The sequence below is a fragment of the Leifsonia sp. Root4 genome, from assembly GCF_001425085.1.
Classification (GTDB): domain Bacteria; phylum Actinomycetota; class Actinomycetes; order Actinomycetales; family Microbacteriaceae; genus Microterricola.
This window is the reverse complement of record NZ_LMDN01000002.1, coordinates 723453-745797: the sequence shown is the minus strand read 5'-3', so window position 1 is coordinate 745797 and position 22345 is coordinate 723453. Positions and strand designations below refer to the sequence as shown.

Annotated in this window: 14 protein-coding genes and 1 pseudogene; 7 read left to right on the top strand and 8 right to left on the bottom strand. The window is 59.8% G+C overall.

The genetic code is table 11. The features are described 5' to 3' along the window. The first annotated feature begins 41 nt into the window (after positions 1 to 41). Positions 42 to 1195: pseudogene (locus ASC66_RS09490) on the top strand (IS3 family transposase). Positions 1196 to 1336: 141 nt separating this feature from the next. Here the strand turns inward: ASC66_RS09490 and ASC66_RS09485 are convergent. The 4 genes from ASC66_RS09485 to ASC66_RS09470 form a co-directional block, all read right to left on the bottom strand. Then, positions 1337 to 2470 carry an acyltransferase family protein gene (locus tag ASC66_RS09485; RefSeq protein WP_157509728.1) on the bottom strand — a complete coding sequence of 378 codons (1134 nt, stop codon included), beginning with the start codon at positions 2468 to 2470 and terminating at the stop codon, positions 1337 to 1339. A gap of 381 nt (positions 2471 to 2851) precedes the next feature. Beyond that, positions 2852 to 4897 carry an acyltransferase family protein gene (locus tag ASC66_RS09480; RefSeq protein WP_055838135.1) on the bottom strand — a complete coding sequence of 682 codons (2046 nt, stop codon included), beginning with the start codon at positions 4895 to 4897 and terminating at the stop codon, positions 2852 to 2854. Positions 4898 to 5242: 345 nt separating this feature from the next. Then, entirely contained in the window at positions 5243 to 7342 is a 2100-nt protein-coding gene (locus ASC66_RS09475) for an acyltransferase family protein (RefSeq protein WP_082492201.1), read from the bottom strand. Positions 7343 to 7394: 52 nt separating this feature from the next. Then, entirely contained in the window at positions 7395 to 9605 is a 2211-nt protein-coding gene (locus tag ASC66_RS09470) for a GH39 family glycosyl hydrolase (RefSeq protein WP_235496834.1), read from the bottom strand. A gap of 604 nt (positions 9606 to 10209) precedes the next feature. On the opposite strand from ASC66_RS09470, the gene ASC66_RS09465 reads away from it, so the two are divergent. The 5 genes from ASC66_RS09465 to ASC66_RS17845 are packed head-to-tail and all read left to right on the top strand — an operon-like array spanning position 10210 to position 15846. Continuing rightward, positions 10210 to 11058 (top strand): glycosyltransferase, encoded by an 849-nt coding sequence (locus ASC66_RS09465; protein WP_157509727.1) that lies wholly within the window; start codon positions 10210 to 10212, stop codon positions 11056 to 11058. Then, positions 11058 to 12050 carry a glycosyltransferase gene (locus ASC66_RS09460; protein ID WP_055838121.1) on the top strand — a complete coding sequence of 331 codons (993 nt, stop codon included), beginning with the start codon at positions 11058 to 11060 and terminating at the stop codon, positions 12048 to 12050. The genes ASC66_RS09465 and ASC66_RS09460 overlap by 1 nt, the downstream gene beginning before the upstream one ends. Positions 12051 to 12093: 43 nt before the next feature. Beyond that, positions 12094 to 13407: an O-antigen ligase family protein gene (locus tag ASC66_RS09455; protein ID WP_055838118.1), complete on the top strand. Its 1314-nt coding sequence runs from the start codon at positions 12094 to 12096 to the stop codon at positions 13405 to 13407. Further along, entirely contained in the window at positions 13400 to 14542 is a 1143-nt protein-coding gene (locus ASC66_RS09450; protein ID WP_055838115.1) for a glycosyltransferase, read from the top strand. Before ASC66_RS09455 ends, ASC66_RS09450 begins: the two co-directional genes overlap by 8 nt. Continuing rightward, positions 14539 to 15846 (top strand): oligosaccharide flippase family protein, encoded by a 1308-nt coding sequence (locus ASC66_RS17845; protein WP_082492199.1) that lies wholly within the window; start codon positions 14539 to 14541, stop codon positions 15844 to 15846. The genes ASC66_RS09450 and ASC66_RS17845 overlap by 4 nt, the downstream gene beginning before the upstream one ends. Positions 15847 to 15889: 43 nt before the next feature. Here ASC66_RS17845 and ASC66_RS09440 read toward each other — a convergent pair whose 3' ends face one another. The 4 genes from ASC66_RS09440 to ASC66_RS09425 are packed head-to-tail and all read right to left on the bottom strand — an operon-like array spanning position 15890 to position 21032. Further along, positions 15890 to 17713 carry a hypothetical protein gene (locus ASC66_RS09440; RefSeq protein WP_157509726.1) on the bottom strand — a complete coding sequence of 608 codons (1824 nt, stop codon included), beginning with the start codon at positions 17711 to 17713 and terminating at the stop codon, positions 15890 to 15892. Further along, the gene (locus ASC66_RS09435) at positions 17706 to 18695 is read right to left on the bottom strand and encodes a lysylphosphatidylglycerol synthase domain-containing protein (RefSeq protein ID WP_055838107.1); all 990 of its coding nucleotides are present in this window, start codon (positions 18693 to 18695) and stop codon (positions 17706 to 17708) included. Before ASC66_RS09435 ends, ASC66_RS09440 begins: the two co-directional genes overlap by 8 nt. Next, positions 18692 to 19939 (bottom strand): glycosyltransferase, encoded by a 1248-nt coding sequence (locus tag ASC66_RS09430; protein WP_055838104.1) that lies wholly within the window; start codon positions 19937 to 19939, stop codon positions 18692 to 18694. The genes ASC66_RS09435 and ASC66_RS09430 overlap by 4 nt, the downstream gene beginning before the upstream one ends. A gap of 46 nt (positions 19940 to 19985) precedes the next feature. Continuing rightward, the gene (locus ASC66_RS09425) at positions 19986 to 21032 is read right to left on the bottom strand and encodes a hypothetical protein (RefSeq protein WP_055838101.1); all 1047 of its coding nucleotides are present in this window, start codon (positions 21030 to 21032) and stop codon (positions 19986 to 19988) included. Between the two features lie 192 nt (positions 21033 to 21224). Between ASC66_RS09425 and ASC66_RS09420 the strand changes: the two genes are divergently transcribed. Beyond that, on the top strand, positions 21225 to 22304 hold the full coding sequence (locus ASC66_RS09420; RefSeq protein WP_082492197.1) for a glycosyltransferase family 2 protein: 1080 nt from the start codon (positions 21225 to 21227) through the stop codon (positions 22302 to 22304). Positions 22305 to 22345 lie beyond the last annotated feature (41 nt).

The window sequence follows — 22345 nt, the reverse complement described above, 5'->3', positions numbered from 1 at the left end:
TATTCGGCCGTGCGGCGGAGTGCTGTCGGATTACCTGACTCCTGACTTGTGGGGATTTCGGCTCTCACGATGCCCGCATTGCCCAGGTCGCAAAAGACTTCGGGATTTCCGAGTCCTGTCTGTAATGCTGGCTGAAGCTGGCCAATGTTGAGGACGGCAACCGTCCCGGTGCCACCCAGGCTGACGCTGCCGAGTTGGGCGAGGCGAAGAAGAGGAACCGCCGCCTCGAGCAGGAGAACGAGATCCTGCGCCGGGCGGCGGCATACCTGGCGCAGGCGTCGCTCCCCAAATGATGTTCCCCCTGGTTCAAGATTTGGCCCATGGCCCATGGCCCATGGCCCATGGCCCATGGCCGATGGCCGATGACCGAATCCCGGTCGCGGTGGCTTGCCGGGTGTTGGGCATCTCTAAAAAGGCTTTCTATGAGTGGCGAGCCGACCCGGTCTCCCAACGCGACTGGGACAACGCCCACCTCATCAACGCCGCGATCGATATCCACGAGGTCGAGGCCGGCATTGGCTACCGGTTCATCGCCGATAAGATCGAGGCCGAGTCCCGCATCGCCGTGTTCGAGCGGCGTGTGTGGCGGTTGTGCTCGGAGCAGAAGATCTGGTCCTCGTTTGACAAGAAGCGTGGCCAGAACTGCAAAGCGGGGCCGCCGATGCATGACGACCTCGTGCAACGCGCCTTCACAGCGGAACGCCCGAACCAGGTCTGGCTGACCGACATCACCGAGCACTGGCCCGATGGGGCAAGCTTAACCTCTGCGCGACCAAGGACCTCTGGTCGAACCGGATCGTGGGCTACTCGATCGACTCCAGGATGACCGTGGAACTCGCAGTGTCTTCGCTCCGGAACGCGGTCGCACTGCGGGCCACCGCCCACACCGTGCTGCGCTCGGACCGCGGGTCGCAATTCCGATCGCGAAAGTTCGTGGAGTTGCTGCGCCAGGAGGACATCACCGGGGCCATGGGCCGGGGCGGGGCCTGCGGCGACAACGCCGCGATGGAATCGTTCTTCGCCCTACTGCAGAAGAACGTGCTGAACACGAAGAGTTGGCGCAGCCGACAGGAGCTACGCCTGGAGATCGTCACCTGGATTGAGCGCGCCTACCACCGGCGCCGCCGTCAACGCGGCCTCGCGGCTCACCCCGATCGAGTTTGAGACGATCAAACCAGCCGCACACGCGGCATAGAAACTACACACAAGACGAGTCAACTAAACCGACAGCAGTCCCCGGATGCCGGGTCTGCGGCACCTACAAGTTGGGCACCGGGAGCCCAATGCGCAGAACCAAACTGGTCCATTCGGAGCACGAAACCCCTGATGGTATGCGTCAAAGGCGATCTGGGGCCGCTGCCTGTACGGCTTCGATACGACGAGGGCCCTTGCGCAGAATCCGATCTGCCCACGCAGAAGGCATCTCGAAAAGTACTCGAGCGGGGGTTCGGATGACTGCCTTATGGATTAGGAGCGTGGCGCTGACGATCACGACCACTGCGAGGAACGGCATGAGCGCACGAACGGCTGCACTCTGGAAAACGCCTTCCCAGTTGGGATAGGCAAGGAAGACCCAGATTGCCGGCAGGTGTAATACGTAGATCGGCAGTGTCTGCCGGCCGATCGATGCCAGAGGTCGGGCCACAAAACTTACTCGACAAAGCAGCACAACGATGGCGATGACTGCGAAAGTTGCCCCCGTTTCTCTCGCGAGTCGAAGCCCAGCTCGAACGAGTTGCCCAGAGAGCGGCAGTGTTTCGCTGACCACAAAAAGGATGATGTAGATGCTGAGCGTAAGAAGCAGCTTTCGCGCCATTGGGCCCGAGGTGAATTTGAGGAGCGCCGGTTTCAGGTAGACACCGATCCCAAAAAAGAAGGCGTAGTAGACCACACGACGGTAGAGGTCGGCACCTTCGACCCCGGGCATCCAAACGGTCGACAACGTGAGAAGAGCCGATGCAGGCAGCATGAGTGCAGCGGGGAATCGGGAGAGAGCTGAAAAAACAAGCACGTAGACCGCGAGTGCAAGCACGAACCAGAGGATCGAGCGCGGCAGCACAAGCTGTGAGATGAAACTCCCCACGTCGGGGACTCCCATCGGTGTCCGCGTCTCGAGGCTCATGGACATGAGCCAGTAGATAGCGAGCCAGACCACGTACAGGTAGTACGAGCGCGCTGCAGAAACAAGGGTGCGACGGTCGGAGAAACCGGAGCGCACTCGATCTGCCACCAGGAAACCCGAAAGTACGAAGAGTAGGGGGAGATGAAACGCGTTGAGCTGCTCTATGAATTTCGTCCAGATCGTCACATCCAAACTGTGCCCAACGTATGGGGCGATCACCCAAATCTGGAAATGCATGAGCACAATCGCAAGCACGGCTACTGCGCGCGCCACATCCACCCAGCCCATACGGTTGGGTTGAGATTCAGAAGTGACTGGGGCCAGGCCGCCCCGCAAATGAAAACGCACCTATCGAGTATGGCCGATAACTTGTATTGGGGTGGCCTGTCGCCGGCCGTCATCCCATCGAGCGGATGCTCTGGTGTGAGCCGAGTTCATCAACGTTGCGTTCGCCATTCAACCGCGCGCATTCGCGCCGATTGGCTGCCTGCGCTCCTGGAGCAAGGGTGCCGCGACCGGTCGAGCTACCAACGCGTGTGGTGATGATCCACGATTCCGGTGCCGGCTACCAGCGCTCTTCGGTCCGCTTCACCGATACGACCGCTCCGACAGGTTTCCCCGCCTCGATGAACAAGGATTCCGCCTGACCGGAGTCGCCGCCAACCGAGGGCCGCAAGACTGTTGAGACGGTTCAGCGAACCGTTAGTTGAGTAACCTCCGGCATTGTCGTCAGCCGGCCCAGCTCATGGCCGAGTTGATACGTTCGACTAGATGCGGCGCCAGCGTCCTGCTAAATGTTGCGGTTATGTGCTGCTGGTCCCAGTAGACCCGGACACCTCCCATCTCGACGGGGCACCAACCCTTGCGGCAGAAGAGATCTTGCGTGTCGACGAGGCCCACGCCTTCGGTGGTCTGAGCGGCTTCCTTTAGCGCGTCATTCCCCCAATATGCTCCGCCGGTGGTCAATCCGCACTTCTGTGTCGCCGTTTTGTCTTCTGCTTTGATCCAACAATCTTGGATTTCTTTGCCGAGAAACGGGTTATCGCTGACAACGACAATGCGAGTGCCGTTGGCTACTACAGGGCGCCAAGCGGCCTGGTAGCCCGCGACGCGGTCATCTTTGTCACCCGTCCTCGCGTAGGCAGATCTTTCGCCGTTAGCAATGCGGGAAGCGGTGGTGAGGATCAGATCATACGGTCCCGCGGTTTCAATGTCGTGTTGCAACGTGCGCCGGTAGTCGCAGTCGGCCGAGTCTCCAAAATTTCCCCACACACAAGTGGCGCCGAGGTACGTGTCGAGAGCCCAATTCTGTGCCTCAAGATGTTCGACGACGCCAGGGAGCAACATTGCGGCGTGGGAATCTCCGACGAGGGCCACGCGCTTTGCGTCAGGTCGTGTTGAACCGTACTTACAGACCTCTATCGCCAGTCCCTTCTCGGCGAAGCAGCGATATGCTCCACCGGTGTCCGCCCGCAGTGCGACAAGACTGGGAACGAGGATCTCGCTCAAGCGTTCGTCCGAGCAGGGCGCATCAGAAGCTGCGTATGCAGAAGCCCCTAGACAATCGAGGCTCGGGTCGTTCAGTAGTTCCTGGCTCAGAGTCTGGGATTCGGTCTTGTCAACGCTCACGGTTTGCAGGCCGATCGCTACACCGCCGACCATGACTGACATTGCAACTGCCGTCGCTACAAAAGTCCATCGAGGTAGTCGCGAGGTGAACACGCGAGCTTGACGCGCGGGGTCTTCAACCACAACTTTGGTGCCCCAGGCTAGGAGAACGCTGGTGGCGAGGATGACAATCTTCCATTTCGTCCCGAGATCGCCGGTTATGACAAATGGTGCAGCGATGATGAGCGGCCAGTGCCAGAGGTACAACGAGTAGGAAATGTCTCCCACCCACTGGACGGGGCCGAACCTGACGAGTGCATTGGGCGACCAGGCGTGGTCGGGCGTGCCAGCCCAAAGAACTGCAAGTGTTCCGGCAACGGGGAGCAATGCTGCGTATCCCGGGAATGGGGTGGAGGAGTCATAGGTGAGCACAGCAATTGCGATGGCTCCGAAGCCAATCCAGGAAACCCACGAGCGAATGACAACCCAGTCAGTGCGCGGCGTTGCAACTGCGATGGCGAACAATGCACCGGCACCAAATTCCCACGCGCGTGTTGGCGTAACGAAGTACGCGGCGGAGGGTGACGTTGCAGTCAGGAAGACCGAGTAGACGAAACTGGCGGCGACGACAGCCGCGATCGACAGGCCGATGATCTTCGTCTTGTTGGAACTGCGGAGTCTTGTCGCGATCCAGACCGCGCCAACGATTACCAGTGGCCAGAAAATATAGAACTGCTCCTCGACTGACAGGGACCAGTAGTGCTGAACGAGGGAAGCGGTGTTGCCTGCGGCGAGATAGTTGACTTCGTCCGAAGCCAAATTCCAGTTCAGAAAGTAGAGCGCGGCAGCTCCTATCTCCTCGAAGTTCTGCGCCCAAAACACTTTCGGAAGGACCAGTGCGGTCAGTGCCAGCGAAACTACGAGAACCAGAAAAGCGGCGGGTAGGAGCCGCCGGGCGCGGCGCGCCCAAAACGCCGTCAATGCGACGGTTCCCGTGCGAGCAACCTCGCGAAGCATGTGAGCCGTGATCAGGAATCCCGACAGCACGAAGAAGATGTCTACGCCAACGTACCCACCAGTGAGGCGTTCGGGCCAAAGATGATAGATGACGACGGACAGCACGGCCACGGTTCGCAGCGCTTGGATGTCTGCCCTCCTCAGATTCACCGTAAGAGCATATGTGCATCGTTCCGAAATGCCGAAACGTCAGGATGGTCATGTCCGTCGCGGGTGAGACTAGAGGGTCGGCAGCGTAGTGATTCGGCCATCCTTCAGGTTGTGACTAATTCTGGGGCCCTACGCGACGCTTCGGCTTCCCGGCGTGCGGTCCGCGGCCACAGGCCGATCGACCGTCCCCCGTGACGCTCCAACGCGCTGTGCGATCTCTCGCTTCGAGTGCTGCTGCGTCGAACACAGGTGGCGAATTTTTGCCCAATCATCCAATTTGATCACCTTCCATACTGGTTGGTGGCTGGCGTGCCTGGCCCTATTTTCAGTTGGCGTCAACAGGACTTAGTCGGTAAGTGCTTCGGTCGATGTCGCACTGACGGGAGGCAGATCAATTGCCGCTGAAATTGCAGCCCCTAGAAAAGGCGCCAGCGTCTGAGAAAACGTATAGCTCATGTGATTGCTGTCAGAGTAAACGATTGTGCCGCCGATCACCGAATGGCAGCCGGTTTCATCGCAGAGGTATGGGTGGAGATCGATGAGCGATGCGGTTGACATCGATGTGGCCTCAACCATGAAGTCAGCTGCAGGTGTGGGCTTCCAGACACACGGGTCGTACGTCGACATGTTCGCTTCGACACACTGCGGAGCCTTCCTGTCGTCTTTCATTCCAGGTACATCGCGCACTGCGAGCACACTCTTCCCTGTCGACGCGATGTCTTGCCAGATGCTCGCAGCTTGCGCGGGCGGGATTTGGTAGAGACTCGTGCGGTTGGCAAATATGACGGTGTCAATGCCAGCGTCGGACTTAACCTCCGCCAATACCTCGCTTCCCCAAGACAGGCAGTCGTCGTAGATCTTTGCCATCTCCGGGGTCAACGGTTCTGGCAGTGCCGCTGCTGGCGCATCATTTTCCAGTGCAGAGCAACCGGGTATCGCAAACATTAAGACTTTCCATCCTTGAGATTCCCCGTAGGCGGAGAGCGGATCGATCAATGAGTGCGCGTGCGAGTCTCCGATGAGCGCAACCGTGTGACTCGGGTTATCGAGGTCGCCGAACTCACAATCCTTGATCTGTGAATCCTGACGGGGCACGCAACCGGGGTCCGCCATAACGCCACGCTTCCAATTGATGTCGGCTGCTGCGAACTCAGCGTTGATCGTATCCGTAATAGCGAATGGCTCGTCGCAATCGTTTGAAGCAATCATTGCCGACGCTCCGAAGCATCCAACGCCAGATTCGATCGACATGGCAACCTGCTCTTCGAAGGCCTGGTTTTGTCGCTGAAGCTGGGCCGAGCTGAGTCCGGCGCCACCCACGATAAGAACGATCCCGGCGGTCATGAACGCGAAAGCAGGCAATCGGAGGCGAATACGACCCGTACTCAGCCGCACAGGCTCCTCGATGAATCGTCGCGTGGCAAGCGCGAGCAACAAGGTGGCAACGAGGATGAGGAGCTTGTTCGTCATCGTGAGGTGGTGCCCGGTGACGAACGGGAGGATCACGATGAGTGGCCAGTGCCACAGATACACAGCGTAGGAAATGTCCCCCAACAATTGGGCGGGCTTGAACGCAAATACGAACTGTGGTGACCAGACAGACTTACTGTCGCCGGCGTATATGAGCGCGGCCGTTCCAATCACGGGGATCAGTGCGATCCATCCGGGAAATGGTGAGGCCGCGGTGAACAGCAATGCAGAGCCGACGATCATCGCCAAACCGAGCCAGCTCATTGCGAGTCGCGCAGCTTGGACCCGTCCGCTTACTCGATTGAGAATTGGAGGGAGCAGGCCGATCAGGCCGCCGGCTGCGAATTCCCAAGCCCTTGTGGGCGTCACGAAGTAGGCGCTTGATTGGCTTACGGATGTCTCGTAGACCGAGTATGCCAACGAAGCGAGGAAGACGAGCGAGAGCGTTGCGCCAACAACTTGGCGTCGAGACAACTTCGACTTGGCCCTGAACGCCAGCCAAAGCGCCCCCAACAAAACGAGTGGCCATGCCACATAGAACTGCTCTTCAATCGACAGCGACCAGAAATGCTGGACCAGCGACGGGATGTTGTCGGCACCGAGGTAGTCGATCGAGTTGCTGGCCAGCAGCCAATTCTGAACGTAGAGTGCGCTAGCACCAATCTCAACGAGCGTCTGCTGAAGAAGCGACTTTGGCAAGAAAATGAGTGCGGCGAGCAGCGACGTCGCGAGTACTGCAAACGCGGCAGGGAGGAGTCTGCGAACGCGTCGGGCCCAAAACGTCGTCAGGGAAATGGACCCCGTTCGCTCTACCTCCTTCAGGAGGTGCGACGTGATCAGGAAACCAGAGATGACGAAGAAGACGTCGACCCCGACATACCCGCCAGTGATCCGCTCGGGCCAGAGGTGGTAAAGAACCACTAACCCGACTGCGAGGGCACGGATTCCTTGAATGTCTAGACGTTTCTCCACCACTTTGGGATCTTAGCTCAGTGCGAATCGCGCGAAATGCACTCGCTTCGCGGCTCTATTTCCCCTCAGGTGCGGGGCTGGCCGTCGATGGCGCCACTGTCTCGCCTTGGTTCACGATGAAGTCATCGGCCCACACGCTTCCATCGCCCTTCTTCGACAGCTCGAGGAGAGCGCTGGTGTTCTCCGGCCCGGTCGTGAAGGTGACCCAGCTCGTGCCCCATTGCGGTGCGGTGAGGCGACCGGAGACGGTCTTGCCTCCGTACTCGCTGACGGCGAGCGTTGCGATGTCCGCACCCGTCTCCAAACGGGCGTGCGCGCCGAAAGTGTAGGTGGTGTTCGGCAGCAATCCGGTGACCAGGGTGGAGATCTTCGCCTTCTTGCCGCTCAGCTGCGCGGCCAGTGTGCCATCACGGGTCGAGCCGGACTGTACCTCAACCGCTCCCTTGGTCTTCCAGCCGTCGAGGGTGCCCGACTCGAAGCCGCCATTGGCGATGCCATTGCGATATGCCTCGATCTCCTGAAGCTGGAAGCTATAGCTCGGCGTTCCGGAGCGATCTCCGTCGCTGAGAGCCGTCGCTTCGACCTTAATGAAGCGGTACTCGCCTGCGGCAAACTCGAACGTCTGCGGGCCGACGGGGTTGTTGGCCGTCACGTAGCCAGCTGCCGAGTAGAGCGGCTCCCACACGGCTCCATCGATTGAGCCCTGAATGGTGAAGTCCTCGGGGAACCCTGCGCCGTCGTGCGTCTGCGAGTCTCGAGGCCACAGCACAACGGTATCGAGCGACTTTGCGGCACCGAGGTCAAGCTGCACCGACTCGGTGGCCATGGCTTCGCCGTGTGCGACGGAGCTCCAGCCGCGGAGCGGGCCAAAGCCAAGCTCATGGCTGTGCCGTCGCCCGTCGTTCAGCCGCGATTGGCCCCAACCGAGAGTTTCGTCTTCTACCGAACTGCTCGGCGTGGCGACGGCGCCTGCGGCTGCGGCAGCGAGGTTCTGCTTCGAGGGCTCTGCCGACCGAGCGATCTGGCCAAGCTTCTTCTTTGTGGCGGTGAGATCGAGGCTCACGACGCTCTTCGCAGGCAGGTAGATGTCTTCCGTGAAACTCTTCGACGCCTTCACCGAGCGGTCACTCACGACGGGGGCGTTCTCGTTGGCGCTCGGGTAATTGGGCATTACATTCGTGGATCCGTCTGCGAACCCATTGCCCTGGGTCGCGTTCACGCTTTTCTGCGTGACGCGGATCTTGCTCTCGCCGAAGGGCAGCCCGGTGAGGTCCACCGTCATCACGGAATCCTGATCCGTGTTATTCCACAGCATCGCGGTTACTGCGGTGCCAGCGGCGTCCTTTGTCACAAATCCGAATGTGTCGTGAGACTCAGCGTTGGCGCCTTCGACGGTGCTGGGCACAAGCGCCGACTCGAGACTGGAGTACATTTCAAAAACATTGCCACCGGCCTTGCGGTGCCCGTCGGCCGTGATGAGACCCAGATCTCCGTTGTACGGCAGGTTATACCTGAGGCCCTCGACGGGCGTGAAGTAGTAGAACTTCTCGACCGGGGACTCGAACGAGCGAAACAGCCTCTTTGCGAGGTACGCGGGGCCCGATGGGCTGTTGTTGCTGTCCGAGCCGTTGCCGACGCCCTGCTTCATGATGGAAGCGTTGTTCCATTCGGTGAGGTAGATCGGCAGTTCGGGGCGACCGGCAGCGTCGAGGAGGGCACGTGAGATGGGTCCTTCCCGCCACTCGTCAGAACGGTAGCTGTGCACGCTGAAGAAGTCTGCGGGCACCTCCGGGTTGGCTGCGAGGAAATCAATGAACTGTCCCGACCAGTTGCCTGCGGAGTCGATTCCGGATGCCGCGCCGCCGCCGATCAGTGCAGTGGGGTCCGCACTCCGCACGGCCGCTGCGCTCGCTGCATAGAGCTCGTTGTACTGGCCGATCGTCCCGGTCCAGTGGTCGGTGTCGAGTTCGTTCCACACTTCATAGCCCCAGCCCGTGTAGCCGAGCTCGGCATAGTGGTGAACAAGCGCGCTGACCGCATCACCCCAAGCAGCCATCGAGTCAGGCGGCCCATAGAGTTCGCCTCCCAGGGCGGACGGCATGTACGAGAGGCTGATGAATGGCGTCAGCCCGTTGTCCGCCAGCGGGATAAGCAACGCGTCCAAGGCCGAGAAGTCGTAGCTGACGTTCCCGTCCGGGCCTCTGCGGACGGTATTGAATGTGGAATCGTCAAAAACGTGATCGATACGAATCTCTTGCAGGCCCATGCTTGACATCTGCGCTGCCCGAGCGGGGAGCCAGTGCAGATTCTTCATCGTGGCGTAGCCGCCCTGGGATGCATTGAGGAACCGGGACTCGTCGATTGGTGTCGACTTGGCGCCAATGCTCGCGCTCAAGCTGGACTGGGCGATGCCTGTTGGCGGGCTGAGCGGCGAGGTTGCCTGTTGTGACGGTGCGAAGGCAGGTACGGGGTCGTAACGCGCTGGGGCTGGGGGCGGAGTTGGAGCGGTTGTGCACCCGGCAGTAATGGCCGTCGCGGCCGCAATTGCGATCAGTGCGGCAGATCGGCGGAGTCGACCCATTAGCGTCGAGCCTCGTTCGTCGGGACGGTGGCTGACGACTGCTGCATTGCGGAACCTTCATTCAGGGAGGTCGAGGGGATTGCGGGCTTTTTCTGGTAGTTCGGCCCTAGATTGACCCTATCAACGGCCTGCCCCCTTGTCGGGGGAGCGCATTGACGAGCGTCGAACCGTGCAGCGGAGGCAAAGTCGCATTCTTGGTTCGCGCGTATAGTAATCTTGGTCGGTCTATGGCCCAACTTCGATGCCGCAACGTCAAATGCGTGCGCAATGACTGAGATGGTAAAGATACTTGAGTGAAATTCCGGGGGCGATTCCACTAATGCAGGCCAGCGAGGTTTGGTGCTCGCTGATCACCGTGACCTACAACAGCAGCGCCACGCTGATTGAATTCTGGGGGAGCGCCGGTCGGCCTCCTGCGGGTGTTGAGTGGATCGTCGTAGACAATGCGTCTTCCGATGGCAGCGCCGATGTGGCGCGTTCATTGGGGGCCACCGTCGTCATCGAGCAATCGAGCAACGTTGGATTCTCTGCGTCGAACAACGCCGGGCTGGCGGCTTCGCGAGGGCGTTTCGTTGGATTCGTCAATCCCGATGTACTCGTCGACTATGACGACCTGCTCACGCTCAGCATGATCGCCGCCGACGAGCAAGCGATCGTCTCTCCGCAGCTTCTGAACGCAGACCGGACGCTGCAGCCGAATGGTCGCGGCTACCCGCTCCTGTTCGACAAGATCCGCAATCGCCTCGGGAAGGCCGAGAAGCTGACCGGGCGATACCTGCTCTTCGGTGAAACTGCCCCAACAAACGTCTGTTGGCTGATGGGGGCCTCGATCTTCGGGGAACGCGACGTCATTGAGAGCTTTGGCGCCTGGGATGACCACTTCTTTCTGTATTACGAAGACAAGGACTTCTGTCTTCGCGCATGGAAGAAGGGCGTGCCTGTAATGGTCATTCCGAAGATTCAGTGGACACACGGCTGGGCCCGTGAGACGACGACGGCAAACGCGACGCCTTGGAAGCGCGAGCTTGCATCGCTGTCCAAGTTTTATGTCCGGTACCCGGAATTCTTGTTCAACCGAGCCATCGCTGCCCGGGCGCACAAAGTAATCGATTCTGCAGTTTTCGGAGTGACGGTTTGATGGTGCCCGCGGAGGCAACACTCATCCTCACCGTTTTGAACGAGGGCAGCTCGATCGGTGGGTTCCTCGAGACTTTGGGCGCTCAGACTGTTGTCCCTCGGGAGATCGTCGTCGTCGATGGCGGCTCCACTGACAATACGGTCGAACAGCTCGCGGCGTGGAATGCGCCGGCAGGCTGTCAAATCCGCACGCTAGTGAGGCCAGGCGCGAACATCTCCGAGGGACGGAACGAGGCGATCCGCCACGCCACATCCGAGCGGGTTCTGGTGACGGACGCCGGCACAACTCTCAGCCCCGACTGGGTCGCGCTGATGCTCGAAGCGTTCGATCGGCCGGAATCTCCCGATGTCGTCTGCGGCTTCTTCACCGCAACCGGTGAGAGTTTCATCGAACGAGCGATTGCCCACACGATCACACCGACGGTATCCGAGATTGATCCGGCGACATTCTTACCGTCCAGTAGATCCCTGGGAATCACGAAGGCTGCTTGGGAGCTCGCCGGCGGTTACCCCGAATGGCTCGACTATTGCGAGGATCTCGTCTTCGACATGAAGATGAAGGACCTCGGGCTCGTGTTCAGCTTTGCCGGCGATGCGCTGGTGACCTGGTCCGCACGTCCGAACCTGATGAGTTACATAAAGCAGTATTACCGGTATGCGCGAGGTGACGGCAAAGCAGGGCTGTGGCGGAAGCGCCATGTAATCAGGTACACCGCTTATGTCATCGGGGTGCTGCTCGCGATTGGAATGCTTTCGCAGCCGTGGCTCGGCTTCGCGCTGGTTGCTGGAGCAGTCGCCTACATGCAGAAATTCTGGCGCCGCGTCGTGCGAAGCAGGAGCGGGTCGATGGCAAGCATGGTTGCTGAGCTTGCGTTGGTGCCCGTGATTGTCGTAGCGGGAGATCTCGCGAAGATGCTCGGCTACCCGGTCGGATTGCGCTGGCGTCGAGTGAATTCTGATTTGGCGGGGGGGATCGCGAGTGGGGCCGAGTAATGCTAGTCGGGAAGCTCAGAAACGCGATCGACTGATTCCTCGCTTGGGCGTTCTCGCCCGGCCCGAGTTCGTGCTGGCGCTGCTCATTTGCTTGGCAGTGTGCCTGCCGTACATCGCGAGAGTGCTAAATGAGGACTCCTCGATTCACCCGGTCGCCTTCGCAGTCGGCGCGGTTGCGGTGATGCTGGGGGTTTTCCGATTCGAGTCCGTGAAGACAGAGTTGCTTCAGCGCTGGCCGTTGTATGTGGGCGGCGCGCTGGTGGCCGGGGTGGGGCTGGCCACGACGATGTCGGCACAAGGCGACCATGGCAAGGCCTACGTCGTGAACCAGCTCGTCGTGCCTGTCCTGGTATTTGCGATTGTGCAGGTGATGCTTCGAGGAAACGCTGTGGCGATCAGGCCGATTGCCGCGGTGGTCGTGGCGCTGGGATGCGCACAGGTAGCTCTCGGCGCCGCCCAGATCGCGACCCAAGGCTCGATCTTCTTCGCGAGCAGCTTCGCAGAATACGCCTGGTTCGACACAATGATTGCTGAGAACCGGGCTGTCGGCACGCTTGACCACTCACTGGTGCTGGCCCTCTTCCTGTTCATTTCGATCTGTTTCGCGCAGTACCTCACCTCAGTTTGGTTTCGCTGGGCAGCAACGGCCGTCCTCATGGGTGGAGTGTTACTAACACAGTCGCGGATGATCCTGCTCATTGCGGTCCTTGCAATCGTTATCTTCTTGTTCAGGGATGAGCACCTTGCTCGGTATCGCCGCTGGGCCGCAGCAGTCGCGGTAGTTACCGCAGTCTTGTTCGCAGTGAGCCCGCCCGGGCAGTCATTGATCGGCCGGTTTCAGGAGGACCTCGGTTCCACCGATCGGCGTGTGGACGCGCTCGCGCACTTTGCAAGCGTGTGGCAGGAGTACCTCTTCACTGGGGCAGGATTCGGATCAAGCACGGATCTCACCGAGGAGGCTGCGCTGAAGTCCAGCCTAGAGAACCCCTTCCTGATGATGACGGTGGACATCGGGCTCGCATGGGCTGTTTTGTGGTTTGGCATGCAGCTGATGTTGGCGCTTGGGTTCTCGCTGAAGTGGAATCGCCTTCTGCCACAACCCCGCGCCTCGTTCCCACAGTGGGTCCGTCGGCGGTGGGCCGTTGCGCCAGCGTTCATCGCCGCGATCGGCGCTTTCGCGTTCACCCAGACTTTCAGTTCGACCGCGAACCAGTCGGCCGCGTCCCTGCTTGTGTGGTTCTGCCTTGCGGTGCTTGCTGCGAGTTTGGAGGCGCTGCCGGGGCAGGAGCAACGCTCGTCGCTGCGGCCTGAATCAAGTCGCAGCGCTGGAACGGTCCAGGAGAATTCAATTGGCTGAACGCATTCGTTCGCGACGTGTCATCGTCTGGCGGAATTCGGTGCTTCCGGGTTCGGAGACGTTCATCCGCAACCAGATCGACTCGATGAGGCAATGGACGCCGCAGCTCGTCGGGGCCAAACGCGTCCAATCACCATTGCTCCGCGCTGAGGATACCGTGATTTACGGGGCAGGTCGCGCGGAACGTGCGTGGCGAAAGATGTTTAGGCTTACTCGCCGAAGCGCGCGGCTGAACCGCGCCATTCGAGAGGTGGATGCGTCACTGATCCATGCACATTTCGGACCGGATGCGGTGACGATCACGCCGACTGCGCGCCGACTTCGGCTTCCGCTGATTGTGACGGTTCACGGCTATGACGTCACAACGTCGGGGCTGCTCACGGGATTCAACGGTTGGCGCTATCGCCGCCGTCTTGCCCAAGCTTTTCGATACGCAAGTACGATCATTGCGGTGTCGGAGTTCATTCGTGATGCTGTCATCCACAATCTGGGCGCGGACCCAGCAAAGGTCGTCGTGCATCACATCGGTATCCCGGTGAGTGCTCCCGATGCTCGCCCACGTGCCGAGCCGGAATGGGATGTTGTCTTCGTGGGTCGTCTCGTTGAGAAGAAGGGCGTTGGAGTGCTGCTGGATGCCGTAGCGCTTGCCCAGGCAGAGCTGCCAAAGACGCCGAGAATCGCCATCATCGGCAACGGAGCGCTGCGTTCGTTTCTTGAGCAGCGCGCTTCGCTGCTACAGATCGATGCGACCTTCTTCGGCAGTCAGCCCCCCGAGAAAGTTCTTGAGACACTGCGGAACTCGCGTGTCTTCGCCGGGCCATCGCGGACTGCTCCCTCGGGCGATGCCGAGGGCTTCGGCATGGTCTTCCTGGAGGCAGCTGCGGCCGGTCTCCCGGTGGTGTCGAGCCAACATGGTGGCGTGCCAGAAGCGGTTCTAGATGGTGTCACCGGTCTGTTGAGTGCAGAGGGCGATGCGCGCGGTTTGGCCAACAATCTCGTAAGGCTTCTTTCCAACCCGAGTCTCGCATCGGAGCTGGGGCGCCGCGGCGAGGCCCGCGTTCGCACCGACTTTGATGTGCTCAAGCAGACTGCCAGTCTCGAAGAGATTTATGACCTGGCGACGATTGCGCGATGACAACGAAAGAGCCCAGTGGTCTCGGCCGATTCGTCGCCACCTCTACCCTAGGAAATCTGGCGCCAGTCGTAGTCGGACTCGTTACCGCCCCGATTTTCGCTCAGAGTTTGGGTGTTGCTGGGCGCGGTGAACTGGCTGCGGCCACAGCACCATTCCTGCTTGCTATCGGTGCCGTGACCATGGGGGCGCCCGAAGCAATCACTTACCACATCGCCCGGGGCATCGGAAGAGGTCGCACGATTCTCCTTCGCGGGTTGGCGATTCTCTTGGTCTCTGGACTGACAGCCACGGTCGCGGTCATTGCCGCAGCCAATCTGCTGAGCGCAGGAAACAACGAGCTTCGCCAGCTGATTTCCTTGGCTGCACTTGCTATCGTTCCAGCGTTGCTAGTTGGCGGCATCCGTGGGTACGCTGCTGGGCTCCAAGAATGGCGCCTCATCGCGTCCGAGCGACTGGTGACTGCGGCGCTTCGGCTGGCGACGATTCTCGCGCTCTGGGCTTTTGGGGCTATAACCCCATTAAGCGGAACCATCGTGATCGCTGGCAGCTCGGTTGTGGGCGGAATCGTCTACGTTAAACTTCTTGGTACGAGGCATCCGGGCAACGCACTGACGGGCCAGCCGCGCCTCTTACGGTTCGGCCTCGGTCTCTGGATCGGCAGCGTCGCCGGCGTTCTGCTCTCTCGCGTGGATCAGTTGTTGATCCTGCCGCTCTCCGATGCCCGCACGCTCGGAATCTATGCGGTTGCTGTGACAGTCGCGGAGATCATTTTAGTCTTCAACAGGTCAGTCCGAGAGGTCGTATTCGCGGCAGAATCCGTCGACAGTCAGCCCGAGCGACTGACCAGGGCCTCGCGGATCTCGACGATTGTGACGGCGGGGTGCGCGCTTGGCGTTGGCGCCGTCAGCACGGTTGCTTTGCCGTGGCTCTTCGGCACCGACTTTGCCGAAGCAGTGCCGATCACGTTGCTCCTGCTGTTTGCGATCGTGGTGGGAAACCCGGGTTCTATCGCCGGCGCTGGCCTGAATGCGCGCGGCAAGCCGATCCTGCGAAGCATCTCGATGCTCATCGCTGCAGCCATCAACATTGCATTGTTGTTCGTACTTGTTCCACTCTGGGGTGCCTACGGTGCCGCGGTAGCCACGATCATCGGCAACATCGTGGCCGGGTACACGAACATTCTCATGCTTCACTTATACTTCGACGTGCCGGCCCGTGAGTTCGTTCGTTTTCGCAAGAGCGACTTCGCGCATGCGAGAGATGCCGCGCTCCGATTGGTGCCCGCACGACTTCGAAAGCGTTAGGCGCTGCGTTCTACCGCCGTAGCCTCGCTTGAACGGCTACGAATCAGTTGCCGACCTCGACAACGGTGATGACGCACTGGCGGGGTGGCGCGCCCTTGACATCGGCACAAGGAAGTTTTGCGACATACCTTGCGATGACGGAACCCAACTGGCCGAAGTCCGGTGAGTTTGATGCCAACGGGGTGAAATCTAGATAGAAGTCAATGTTGTTCGCGCTCAAGAGTTCGTGCACGGCCCGATCGGAAATGTCAAAATTGTCCCCCGCATTGCCGTAGATCTGAGCATCCAGAAAATAGGCAAACTTCAGTGAGGTTCGGTAGTTGCTGCCGACAATCTTGCTTCCCGGGGGTATGTGCGTGGAGAGTTTCGCCTCGGCAAACGTCTGCTCAATGGGTGGCACGCCGCCATCTCGGAGCAGAGATTTGACCCCGACTGAGCCCGCCGAGACTGCAAACGGTGCAGACCGACCCAGTCCGTGTTGCCAGAATGCGGCTGCTGGGAGCAACGCGATGATTAGAACAAAAGCGGTGAGTTTTGCGGCCCCGGCGCGGCGCGACACAAGCGATGCCCACATCCGAGGGACTGAGAGCGAGACCATCATCACCGTGAGGAGGAAGACAGGCCAATAATAGCGAGTATTGCCTCCGCCGCTGGAGGCGCTCGTGATCGCCGCGTAGCCGACGAAGTAGACCCCGCCGATCAGCGCAGCCAAGCTCGCGTAGCGGTTCTTGCGGTAGTTGATGAATCCGAAAAGCAGGAGAAGCGCAAAGACGATGAGCGTGGCAAATGCGAACGGTGCGATTGTGCCGATCTTCGTCACGTAATGAGGGAATGCAGCAAGTCGTTCTTTGACGTAGTACTTCGCCCGGGACAGCACACTGATTTCGGAATCGGCCTTGTCGGCACTCCCTGGGTCGGCGGACTCAGTTGAAATCGTAGCCCCACTCGATTTGCCTGCCGGCGGCAACCGGTCTTCCCCCGAGGAAACAGCATGCTCGTTGGGTGGCGCTTCAAGTTCCAAAGGCGTGACCTGGTCTGAATTGGCATTCGGATCAAACTTCTTATTGATGTTCACTGAGAACGAAGTGCCGATCGTGGGTTCATCGTATTTCAGGCTCAACGCAAGTACCCACGGGGCGCAGACGACCGCGGCGATCACGACAGATGAGACGAGAACCAGCGTTGTTGAGCGGGCACGGTCCCAGAAGGTTCCCTTTCGTGCAGTGACCAGCCTGATCACGAACCAAACGATCAGCGTGGCAACAAGGAGCGGCACGATAAACAGCTTGATGAAATATCCGAGGGCGCCGACGATTCCCAGAACCGCGCCACAGGCCCAGAGGCGTCGGGTTGAAACTTCTGGTGAATCGAGGATGTCATCGAGCCAGCTGAGTGTGACAAGGAACACGATCACCCAGACCGCCACCAGGGAGTCGGGAGTGAGTATGAACGAGCTACCGCTGAAGAAGACCACTGAGGTCGCGAGAAACAGAAATGTCGCCCAGAAGTGTCGGTTGGTTCGTTTCCAGAGGTACCAACTTCCGACGCCGACTCCGATCGATGCGGACAGCGCGTTGATGAGCATGAATGATTGAGGGCCGTTCAGGCCACTCGCGAGAAGCGGAGCGAGGAGCCAGCTGATCATCGGCGACCAGTAAGCGTTCACCGCAATGTCGAATTGGCCTGCCGCGTATTGTTCGGCAATCGAGATGTACGAGATCCCGTCGATGTTGTTGAGGGAGAAGCGGAACGCGTAGGCGCACACAAAGAGAAACACGACCCCGACGACATACGTCGCCCACAGAATCCCAGCCTGAAGCCGAGGTGAGAGTAGTAGCGCCTTTGCTCGCTCACCCAAGTCACTCATTACTTTGCGGGTCCATTCTTGTGCGTGGGAGGGAGAGCGAACGCTTGCGCGTGGAGATCTGACGCTGACGAATCGCGGAGGCGATCAGGTAAAAGAGCCCGTCGACGAGAAGGCTCCACAACCGAGTGAGAACCGACAGGATGACTGCAATCTCGACGGGCATGATGGCTGAGAAGAAAAGAACTTGCACGCCCTCGCGCACACCGATGCCACCGGGCGCGAAAACGGCGAGCAAGCTGACTGCCGACGCGATGCTGCAGGCGCCGACCACGAAGAGCAGATCGCCCCAGCCCAGGGGGGCGTAGACCGCCTGGGCGACGAGAAAGTACGACACTCCGGTGATCAATGTCCCGGCGATGTAGAGAAGGCCGCCGAAGACGATTGCCTCCCACCCGGGCAGGTCTCGGGGATCGATTTTTCGACGAAGGATGCGGTAAAGAAGTCTGATTCCGAATCGGAACACCGGCGGCACTAGGGCCACCACACACACCGCGAGAGCGATGGCAGAAATGGTGCCGATCGCGCTGCCGCCAGCGCTGAGACGTGGGTCGAGCAGCAGGAGCCCGAGACCCACGATGAGGGTGGCAATGAGCTGCAAGACGGCCTCGAGCACGCCACTGACCGCAAGCTTTCCCTTGCCGATTCCGTGTTTCGACGCGAAGTACATCTTGCCGAGGATCCAGGTTCCGGCGCCCAGGAGATAGCGACCCAGCCAGGCTTTCGCATAGATCTGACTCAGCTCGACGAAGTTGCGACGGATGGAGTCCGCCCCCAGTCGCTCAAGAATGAACAACCATATTAGGGCACCCCAGTAGCGATAACCGAGCGCAATCAGCACTGCCGCGGTGAACGGCAGCCAGGCGAGCTGCAGACTCTCGAGCTGTGACCACTCGATCTTCGCAAGATAGATCGAGATGAACAAGACGACGGCGAGGCCGAACAGCAGCTGTATCAGCTGTGCGAGCGTGGGGCGCTTCTTCATGCTCTGGTGCCTCCCGAAAGAAGTGGCGCGATCAGAGTGTCGTAGTGACGTTCGACAATCACGTCCCAGCTGTAGTTATGGGCAAGGCGCGAGGCCCGGGCAGAGACCTCAGCACGTGCATCCGGGCCGAGTGCATCGACTGTGCGTAGTTTGGCGGCAAGCGCCACGGCGTCTTTCTGCGGGCAGAGGTAGCCGTCGACTCCGTCGGTCAGGATGTCGTCGGCACCACTCTCGTCGGTAGCGACGCAGAGCAGTCCGTAGGCAAGGCCTTCGAGAAGCGCGACCGGCAATCCTTCGGCGTCGCCATCGGTGGCGATGATGGAAGGGACGACCAGGACATCGGCGGAACGCAAGTACTCGTCCTTGGTCTCGCCGGTCACATAGCCCGGGAACATCACGCGGTCGCTCAGCCCGAGCGCAGCAACGGCAGCCTGTACTTCGCTGCGGAGAGGGCCGTCGCCGGCGACAACGAGCGTCCAGTCGGTGAGGGCGGTGTCAGCGAGCTTGAGGGCTTCGAGTAAGAAATGAATCCCCTTCTTCTCAACCAGACGGCCGATGAAAAGATAGACGACTTTGCCGTCCAAGCCGAGACGGGTGCGAATCTGGGTGCGCACGGTGTGGTCAGGTGAGACAGCAGGAATGTCCACACCCATCGGGATCACGTCCACCGTGGCCTGGGCGTCATCCGCTGCCAGAAAGCTCGTCAATTTCGACCGCGACCGACTGCTGACCGCTGTGATCGCGCGGGCCTGTGCACTCACGCCGCGTACGATCCGCGGGCCGAACAACGGAATGCGGCGCCACACATCCACATCAGATGCATGGGTCGTGAATACGAAAGGAACGCCGGTCAGCCGAGACACCCACGACGCCACAATCGCCTGCGGCGTGAACCAGTGGGCATAGATCATTGTGGGACGGATGCGACGAACCAGGCGAAGCGTCGCGATGAACTCGCCAAAAAAGAGAAACGGAATGACCCCGTACAGAAACGGGTTCTTCCGGAGGGCGGGCATGATGCCTCGACCGGTCAAGCGCTCTGCGCGCCGGGGCCAGAAATAGTGGAACCGGTGCTCGCTGTAGTGAGGCTTGATCGAAAGGCTGGCCGTTTGTGATCGTTGGTCGTGAGGCGCAAGCACATCGAAGTCAAGTTCGGGATGCTGCAGAGCGAGTGCTACGACTTGATCACGAACGAACGCAGGAACGGGGTCGTCAGCGCTCGCGGGAAACGTCGATGCGAGCACAAGCACTCGTTCGCGTTCAGCCTTCGGCATGAGAGAGCGATGCCCGTTACGCCTGAGCGACGGGAAGGATGGTTTCGCTGAAGTTCTCAAGATTGTCGAGATCCATTGCCCGCGTGTTCACGTAGGCGATGACGCCTCGGGACCTCAACAATGCCACGATCGTCTCGTGCTCAAGTCGCTGTGCTTCTGACCAGAGGGCCGGTTCGCCCTGCAGCAACTCGTTCAGGCTGTCGTTGAGGTCCGCGGACTCCGCAATTCCATCGGCGATCTCATCGACGTTGCTCTGAGTGATTTCGACGATTTCAGCTGCCGGGCCCTGCTTGCGAAGGAATGCAATCGCACCATATGGGGAGGACGTGCCAAAGATGTCGCCCTCGAACAACTCGTCGGCATGGATGCGCGTGGAGATGAGGAACTCGGTGCGGAGTATTCGCTCAAGCGGGTAGCGCAGCACATTCTTGAAATAGACCGCAAAGGTGTACTTGAATGGGATCTTCGCGCCGCGCAGATTACGAACGTTGTAGGTGAAAATGTGCAGGGGGCGCGGGTACGGGTGCACAATCCCGCTTGCCACGTCGACCAGGAGCAGGTCGTCTCCCAACAATTTGTGGCCCTGGTTCAGCAACGCCATGCTGAGGGTCGTCTTGCCTGTTCCTCCATATGCAGGAAGAAGGATGCCCATGTCATCTTTGGTCACCCCGCCAGCGTGCATGAAGAGGATGTTCTCCTGTAGAAGCTTGAAGTACATCAACGGCTCGAGGACCTGCGCCTGAAGGTATACGCCGATCGCATTCATGTAGACACGGTCGACCCAGTGCCTCTTGAAGTAGATGGTGACATCGCGGGATTCGAGTCCACGCACGACATATTGGAATGTGAAGAGCTTCTTGAACCGGACGACACGGCGGATGTCACCGGGCTCAGCCGCCGGCAACTCGGAAACGATCGCCACGGTGATTCGCGAGGCATCTTCGCCGGCGGCCTCAGAGCGAGAAATGCGTGCGTACTCGTTGTCGAAATACTTGCGGTAGCCCTTGTGGTCGGTATCGAGTCGCACCAGAAGATGCCCGTACAGGTTGTAACTCGTCATCATTCTGCTTTACCTCTTGATCACACTCGGCAACCGGCGGCGAAAGCCGACGGTGTCGTATACGTCGATGCACGGCGAGTGGCCGTGAGATGGCGTGGAGGTGAACAGCAGATCACGCTTCATTCCTTTTCCAGTATATCCTTCATAGGGCCATGGCATCGGCCGAGCTGGTTGATACGTGATCATGGGGGCAGTATGAAGGTGTTCGTCCAGATTCCTTGTTTGAACGAGGAAGGAACGATCGCGGCAGTCCTTGAATCAATTCCGGAGCACATTCCCGGCGTCGATGAAATCGAGATTCTTATCATCGACGATGGGTCGTCTGATCGAACGATTGAGGTCGCTCGCGCCCACGGTGTGACGCATTTTGTGACGCATGTGCGCAACATGGGCTTGGCGCGATCATTCGCCGACGGTGTGCACTACGCGCTCACCCACGGTGCTGACATCGTGGTCAACACGGACGGCGACAATCAGTATCCGCAGAGTCGGATCGCTGATCTGGTGCTCCCGATTTTGCGTGGTGAAGCCGAAATCGTCATTGGCGACCGCCAGACGAGCACGATCGCGCACTTCTCTCCGTTCAAGAAACTTCTTCAGCGTGTCGGCAGCAGCGTGGTCAATTTTGCGGCGAGCACGAACTTGCCGGATGCGGCTAGTGGCTTTCGGGCCTACTCGCGTTCATCACTCATGCGCTTGAACGTTCTGACACAGTTCAGCTATTGCATGGAAACGATCATTCAGGCTGGGCACAAGCGTCTCAAGATCGTCAGCGTTCCGATCGAGACCAACGCGAAGACGCGTGAATCACGTCTCTTTAAGTCGACCGGTCAGCACGTTCTCAGGTCGGCACAGGCAATCACTCGCAGCTACTTGATGTTCAAGCCGTTTGTGCTTTTTGCTGGCATTGGAACGGTCATGCTTATCGGTGCACTCATCCCATTCGTGCGCTACTTGGTATTGCTCATGCTGGCGGACGGCAGCGCGGGCCAGCATTTGCAATCGTTGCTGCTTGGCGTGGCGTTGCTCATCGGCGCATTGTTGTCGTACGCGCTCGGCGTCATTGCGGAGCTGCTCAAGATGAACCGAATCTTGATTGAAGATAATCTCGAGCGCTCGAAGCTGCTTCTCTACGGCGCAGTCCCACGACACGATGTGCTCACCGAAGCCCACCTTCCGGCCGAAACGGTGGTTCTGACCGCGCCGAGCGTCTCGCTCGCTGAATCGCCCGAAACGAGCAGCGACGTACCCGCGCATGACGCGACGTTCGCCTGATCGGCTTGCCGCATAGCTCCAGGATGAGGCGCGGAACGCGG

Excerpts from the sequence above, each read along its gene's own strand:
- ASC66_RS09470 (WP_235496834.1), bottom strand. The coding sequence starts at position 9,605 with ATGGGCCTGCAAGAGATTCGTATCGATCACGTTTTTGACGATTCCACA.
- ASC66_RS09460 (WP_055838121.1), top strand. The coding sequence starts at position 11,058 with ATGGTGCCCGCGGAGGCAACACTCATCCTCACCGTTTTGAACGAGGGC.
- ASC66_RS17845 (WP_082492199.1), top strand. The coding sequence starts at position 14,539 with ATGACAACGAAAGAGCCCAGTGGTCTCGGCCGATTCGTCGCCACCTCT.
- ASC66_RS09440 (WP_157509726.1), bottom strand. The coding sequence starts at position 17,713 with ATGAGTGACTTGGGTGAGCGAGCAAAGGCGCTACTACTCTCACCTCGG.
- ASC66_RS09435 (WP_055838107.1), bottom strand. The coding sequence starts at position 18,695 with ATGAAGAAGCGCCCCACGCTCGCACAGCTGATACAGCTGCTGTTCGGC.
- ASC66_RS09425 (WP_055838101.1), bottom strand. The coding sequence starts at position 21,032 with ATGATGACGAGTTACAACCTGTACGGGCATCTTCTGGTGCGACTCGAT.
- ASC66_RS09420 (WP_082492197.1), top strand. The coding sequence starts at position 21,225 with ATGAAGGTGTTCGTCCAGATTCCTTGTTTGAACGAGGAAGGAACGATC.